We start from the raw sequence: 6662 nt of genomic DNA, 5'->3' as shown, positions 1-6662 counted from the left end.
AAATTTAATATGTTAGTACCATCAACTTCTGTTATATCATATTTTTCAAGTGTTGGAAGCATATCATTTTTTATTATAAAATAATTTTCTGCAATAGATTCAAGTGTTTCATTAGAATTTTCAATTTTTTTTATAAGTATTGAACAACGAGATTTTATATTACTAATCATAAGACTATCTTTTATTGAATGCATTTTAATAGTAGGTTCTTGTTTATCAGGATTAGTAAATTCAGATATTTTATCGTTAGTAATAGAAGCAAAATTTTCATTACTAATAGATTCATAATTGTTTTTTGGATTTAAACTAAGGTTTAGGTTAGTTTTGATTGATATAGGTATATTAGGTTTTGTTTCTTCAATAGAAGAATTTTCTAATATATCTAATGGCTCTATAAGGTTTCTAATTTTCATATCGAAATCTGAAGGTACATCTAGTTTATAATGGCTATTATTAGAAGGTGGTAATTTAGAGTTTAAATTTAGATTTATTGTAGAACTTTCATTAAAATTATTTAAACTTGTATCAACATTAGGTGGTGATATAGGTTTTTTTATAATTTCAGATGAAGGTTCTATTTCAATAACAGGGGGATATTTAATTTCTTCAACATTCTTATGTGGGGCAGTTTGTATATTTATGCTAATAGATTGAAGTAAATTTTCTAAATCCTTTAAACTTAAGTTTTTAGATATACCATCATATTTTTTAAAATTAAAAATAAGAAGTGTAAGGTCTGCAACTAAAGATTCTTTGTTATTTGGTGATGTAGCCAGTTTTTGAAGTATTTTAGTATATTTATTTTCAAGTTCATGAATATCTTCAGTACACGATTGACATATACCGTTAATAAGTTTTAAAAACATACCTTTTTGAGAACATACAGTACATTGTTTCATTAATGCCATAAAAAAATCTCCTATCTTTATAAATTAGTTATGTTATTACTATATTGCAGTTTAAAGTAAAAAATGATGGATTTTATTATAAGAATAATATGATTTAACTATAAAATAAGAATAATGATAAAAAAAATTTAATAACTATAGTAAAGAGTATATTGTAGGGGGAGAATTAATGGGAAGGAAAATAGGAATAGATTTAGGAACAAGTACTTCTGAGATAGCTTATTTAGATGGAATAGATGCAAAGCTTATAAAAAATTTACAAGAGGGGAACAGTGTAGTAATTCCATCTGTTGTTCTTCTTGATGGTAATAGTTTTAAAGTTGGAAAAAATGCAAAGAAGAAAGCTTTTATAAAATCTAGATTTATAAGTGAAAATATAAAAAAACATATGGGTAAGAGTGAATTTATAAAACTTGGGAGTGAAAATTTTAAACCAGAGTATATATCGGCAGTTATTGCAAAAAGACTTAAAGGAATTGCTGAGTTTAATTTAAATGAAAAAGTTGATGAAGCTGTAGTAGCAGTTCCAGCTATGTTTAATTCATTACAAAGAAAGGCAACAAGAGATGCACTACTCATAGCAGGTTTTAATATAGTATCAATTATAAATGAACCAACAGCAGCAGCGATAGCTTATGGGGTTAGTAGTGGGGAAAATGAAAATATATTGGTTTATGACCTTGGTGGTGGTACTTTTGATGTAAGTATACTTGAGATAAAAGATAGTAATTATAAAGTGATATCAAATGGTGGAAAATATGATTTGGGCGGAGATTCAATAAATAAATTATTATTTGATACAATAATTACTTTATTTGAAAGCTCTACAGGTAAAAAAATAGATTTAAATAATAAAAGACTTATAACAGAGATAAACATAGTAATTGAAGAGGCTAAAAAAGATTTATCATTTGAAAAAATAACAAGTATTGTTGTACCTAATATAGCATTTGATGAAAATAATAATCCATTAGATTTAAACCTTGATTTAAGTAGAGATGATTTTGAATATCTAGTAGATGATATGATAAACACAACTTTAGGCATAGTTAATGAAACATTAAAATCAGCTAATATAAGTGCTGAAAATATAGATAAAGTTATTCTTGTTGGAGGTTCAACTAGAATCCCTCTTATAAGGAAGAAACTTGGAACTTTGTTTCAAGGAAAGATAGTCAATGGAATAAACCCAGAAGAGCTAGTTGCTAAAGGGGCTATATTAAGCACTATAGCTGATAATAAAGAAGTAAATATAGTGAATGAAGTAACATCTAATAATATAGGTGTAGAAATAATGAATGGTGTATTTGATAAAATAATTGAGAAGGGGAGTAAACTTCCAGTTTCAATAAGTAAAAAATATAAAACTGTAGAATATAATCAGGAAGTTGCACAAATTAAAATATTTGAGGGTGAGAATGAAGAGGTTAAAGGCAATAAATTTATAAGTGAGTTTGACCTTGAAAATATACCAAAAGATGAGAAGGGGGCACAGGGAATAGAAATAGATATTAGTTATAATTTAGATGGAACACTAGAAGTATTTTCAATTGTACTTAGTAATTCAAAGAATATAAGAAAGTTAATACCAGTTAAAGGACTTAAAGAAGAGGAAATAAATACTTTAAGAAATAAGCTTAAGAGTATAGATATATTTAATGAAGATAGTGAGATTTTTGAATTTGATGATATTGAAAATAGTAATGAAGATGAAAGTGATATTAAGGCTAGAGAGGAAGAAGAGGAATTAAGGGTACAAGAAGAGATGAGAAGACTTGAAGAGGAAGAAATATATAGAATAGAAGAAGAAAATGCAAGGCTAGAAGCAGAGAAGAGAGAAATTGAAAGGTTAGAAAAAGAAAGAGAAGATTTACAGAAGTTAAGATTAGAAAATGAAAAAAGAGAAAAAATAAAAAAAGAGCAGTTAGAAGCAAAGAAAAATGAAGAGGAAAGAGTAAAAAGATTACAAGATGCAAAGATTGAGAGAGAAAGAATAGAGGAACTTGAAAGAAATAGAAGAGCAAAGTTAGATATAGAAGAACAGGAAAGAAAGATAGAAAAAGAAAGACTTGATAAACAAAGTAACTTAAAAAAAGTAGATATAGTTGAAGCAGAACCTATGAAGCTGAATATTAGAAATATTATTGATAAGGATAAAGAGGAAAAGAAAGAAATCACTATAGAAGAAACAAAAAATATAGAAACTGCTGATAGTAGTGATTTGATTGAAGAGTATGATTCATCAAAAGATGGAGAAATGTATGATGACCTAGCAAGACTTATGCAATACTATAAAGATGTTTCTTCAAAACTTGATCCTGATGTAAGAACTAGTGCAAATGAACTTATAGGAGATTTAGTAGGCCTTATAAAGAAAGATAAATTTATGGAGGCAAGAAAAAAAGAAAATGAAATAATATCACTAATTTATATAGGATAATATTCTGATAAATTGATAGAGTGATTGTTAAGTCTTTTGTTTTTTAGAAAAGTGATAATTAAATATAATATGTATTGGGTATACTGTTAAGAGTATACCCAATAATATTTTAATTTACATGAAAAAAGTGTATGGGTTCATTTGAAAAGGATATTACTTAGGAGTAATATGAGATAGATAACTGCTTAGGAGGACTTTGGATGAATATAGAAAATAAAAAGAATGGTGAAAATCTTAGAGAATTAATACTTACAGCACTTATGATAGCGCTTATTTTTATTGGGGGTACACTTATAAAAATCCCTACATTTAATGGATTTATGCAATTTGGAGATTGTATGGTATTTTTAGCAGCAGTACTTTTAGATAGAAAAAAAGCATTTATAGCAGCTGCAATTGGAATGTCATTTGTAGATGTATCAGCAGGGTATCTAATATGGGTTCCATTTACTTTTATAATTAAAGGTGTAATGGCTTATATAACAAGTATTCTTGTACATAAAATAAAAGGGAAATTATCATATATAATATCATTTATAGTAGGTGGTATCATAAGCGTTGCAGGTTATTTTGTAGCCAATGCAATAATGGGTGGAATTATACTTAAAGTAGTAAGTGGATTTACAGCAAGTATAGTATATGCAGGAGCACATTTTGTTGGAGATTTGATTCCAATAATTTTCTCAATTATTGTAGCAATACCAATAGTTGCAATTGTTAAGAAAATAATTAAATAATATGATTTTAAAATGTTAATAAGTAGCTACTTTTTAAATGTATAATATAAATTAATATATTATGGAGTTGGAGGGTATGTTATGGGGAAAAAAGATATAAAACCTATAAATATTAAGTTACATATAAGGAAAAGACCTATAAAGAAAAGTGTGGGATATTTATTATTAGTGATAATTTTATCATTTATAGTAGGATTTGGTTTTTATAATTATATATATAAATCAAATATAGCATTTTTAGCAATTCCTATAATTATAATAGCTGGCATATTTATTAATGCTAAAGGAATAATAAATATAGTAGATTTTATATTTAATACTTATACTATAACAACAGTTGTGTGTACAGAGATAAAATATAAGTATGATAAAGAGAATAATAAAAGTGATAAGTATTCAGAGGTATATTTTATAGATTATAAGACAAATAATAGATTTACATATAAATTTAATTATAGAGTGAATTTTAATGTAGGGAGTGCTTATAGAATTACTTGTGGAAGATTTTCTAGTACTTATGTAGCAATTTTTAGGTAAATTTAGGAATAAAAATAGTGATTAAAGTATGCTTTTGATAAAATTTATAAGATTTTAATACTTTATTTGAAAATAAGGTTTTAATTATTACGTTATTAATCTATAATTGTTATGTTAGAGATAAGCTTATTTATATGTTAAGCTTAGATAATTAAAAGAAAAGAGGTATAAGTATGGCTAGTATAAGAGTATTTAATAAGAAGGTTTCTTTTGAAGGTTTACACCTTAGTGGAGTATTAGAAAGATATTTAGAAACTGAGAATGTAGCTATAGAGTTATATGATGAATATGGTGAGTTCTACAAGTTAGTAACACTTGATTCAAAATCAAAGCTTCCAAAAACAAACAATGCAATAATTAATGATAAAAAAGATTGTGCTGGAATATTAGACGCTTTAAAGAGCATCGATATGGTTAAAGTTGTTGGAAAGACAGATGTTAATTTAAGAATGTATGACTTAGTTTTAGTTAATACTAGAGCTTTTAAGGAAATAGATGAAGATTTATTCTTAGAATTTGCAAAAAGTTCATTAGGAGATTTTAATCAATTCCTTACTAAAATGAATGAAGAGGAAGTTGAAGAAACTGAATCAGAAGACATGGAAGTTGAAGTAGAAACAGAAGAAATAATAGCAGAATAATATTATTTTAGACCTATTCATATTAAGTGAATAGGTCTTTTTGTTATTGTTTATAATAAAAGAGAAAAGTGAATAGGAGATAAGTATGCCAAGATTTAAGAAGATTTATATAGAAACAACTAATATATGTAACCTGAGCTGTAATTTTTGTCCTAAGACAAAGAGAAAACTTGAACATATGGAACTTGAAAAATTTGAAGTTATCCTAGATAAGGTAAGACCTTTTACAGATTATATATATCTACATCTTATGGGAGAGCCACTTTTAAATAAAGATTTAGGAGCATTTATAGATGCTGCCAGTAGTAGAGGGTTTAAAATAAATATAACTACAAATGGAACTCTTTTAAAGAAAAATGGAAAAGCTATTATAGAAAGCAATGCAGTAAGACAAATAAATATATCACTTCATAGTTTTGAAGCTAATGAAACGGTAGATTTTTATGAGTATATAAATGAAATAACAGACTTTGTAAATGAGGTGAATGAAAAGACAGATACAATTTGTGCATTAAGACTTTGGAATCTTGAGGCAGATTATGAGGCAAGTAATGATTTAAATGAAGAGATACTTGGAATACTTGAGAAAAATTTAGAGATAGATTTCTCTCTTGAAGAGCATTTTAAATTGAAGCCTAATGCAAAGGCTCGTGATAGAGTTTATATAATGACTGCTGAGAAATTTAAGTGGCCTGTTATGGGAGGCGTACCAGCAAGTGAGAGAACATTCTGTTATGGACTAAGAACTCAACTTGGAATACTTGTTGATGGGACAGTAGTACCATGTTGCATAGATAGTGATGGAAATATACCGCTTGGTAATATTTTTGAAGAGGATTTAGATACTATTATAAATACAGATAGATCAAAAGCTATATATGAGGGGTTCTCTTGTGGAAAAGCAGTTGAGGATTTATGTAAAAAATGTGGATTTACAGATAGAACTAAATAAATAGAAAATGGCAATATCAACAAGGTGAGTGATATTGCCATTTTTATATATTAATTTAAGAAGTAAGCTTTTTCTAGCTATTAAAATATCATCTATAAGATTTTCACGTGCTTTATCATAAAGGGTGAAAGTATTAATAGCACTTTGACAGTTATTATAAACTTTCCAGTAGCCACAAAGTAAACATTTCTTAGGAGTACAGCTCATAAAATCTTTAATAACATCAATTGAAAATTGTTATCATTTATAAGGTAGCGATATATAATATGTAAAAATAAGTTAACATGATATTAAAAAAAATTGTTATTTGTAATAAACTTTCAGATAAAATTTGCTATAATTATAATATAGAGAAAATTTTAATAAATTATAATGCAGTAAGAAGTTATAGGAGGAAAGTAAATGGGAAAGTTAGGAAAAGGAATTAGGTTTTCATCAGATTTACTA

At 26.6% G+C, this 6662-nt stretch carries 7 protein-coding genes; 5 read left to right on the top strand and 2 right to left on the bottom strand.

Annotated elements, in window-relative coordinates:
* The coding region (locus tag Q0V15_RS10755; RefSeq protein ID WP_297438863.1) for a hypothetical protein at nucleotides 1–908 on the bottom strand (908 nt) is incomplete at its 3' end.
* Nucleotides 909–1077: 169 nt separating this feature from the next.
* On the opposite strand from Q0V15_RS10755, the gene Q0V15_RS10750 reads away from it, so the two are divergent.
* The 5 genes from Q0V15_RS10750 to Q0V15_RS10730 all read left to right on the top strand — a co-directional run bounded on the left by Q0V15_RS10750 (nucleotide 1078) and on the right by Q0V15_RS10730 (nucleotide 6215).
* Nucleotides 1078–3348, top strand: a complete 2271-nt coding sequence (locus Q0V15_RS10750; protein ID WP_297438861.1) for an Hsp70 family protein — start codon at nucleotides 1078–1080, stop codon at nucleotides 3346–3348.
* Between the two features lie 200 nt (nucleotides 3349–3548).
* Nucleotides 3549–4085 carry an ECF transporter S component gene (locus Q0V15_RS10745; protein WP_297438859.1) on the top strand — a complete coding sequence of 179 codons (537 nt, stop codon included), beginning with the start codon at nucleotides 3549–3551 and terminating at the stop codon, nucleotides 4083–4085.
* A gap of 81 nt (nucleotides 4086–4166) precedes the next feature.
* Nucleotides 4167–4622: a hypothetical protein gene (locus tag Q0V15_RS10740; RefSeq protein WP_297438857.1), complete on the top strand. Its 456-nt coding sequence runs from the start codon at nucleotides 4167–4169 to the stop codon at nucleotides 4620–4622.
* 173 nt (nucleotides 4623–4795) lie between these two features.
* Nucleotides 4796–5263, top strand: a complete 468-nt coding sequence (locus Q0V15_RS10735; protein WP_297438855.1) for a hypothetical protein — start codon at nucleotides 4796–4798, stop codon at nucleotides 5261–5263.
* 85 nt (nucleotides 5264–5348) lie between these two features.
* A complete protein-coding gene (locus Q0V15_RS10730) occupies nucleotides 5349–6215 on the top strand; it encodes a radical SAM/SPASM domain-containing protein (protein ID WP_297438853.1) in 867 nt (288 codons plus the stop codon).
* Here Q0V15_RS10730 and Q0V15_RS10725 read toward each other — a convergent pair.
* Nucleotides 6177–6422 (bottom strand): DUF3793 family protein, encoded by a 246-nt coding sequence (locus Q0V15_RS10725; RefSeq protein WP_297438851.1) that lies wholly within the window; start codon nucleotides 6420–6422, stop codon nucleotides 6177–6179. The genes Q0V15_RS10730 and Q0V15_RS10725 overlap by 39 nt on opposite strands.
* Nucleotides 6423–6662: the final 240 nt, after the last annotated feature.

Origin of the sequence: uncultured Clostridium sp., assembly GCF_947036855.1 — a bacterium.
In the GTDB taxonomy this organism is placed as follows: domain Bacteria; phylum Bacillota; class Clostridia; order Clostridiales; family Clostridiaceae; genus Sarcina.
Note: the sequence above shows the minus strand (reverse complement) of the source record. Positions and strands in the feature narration are given on the sequence as shown.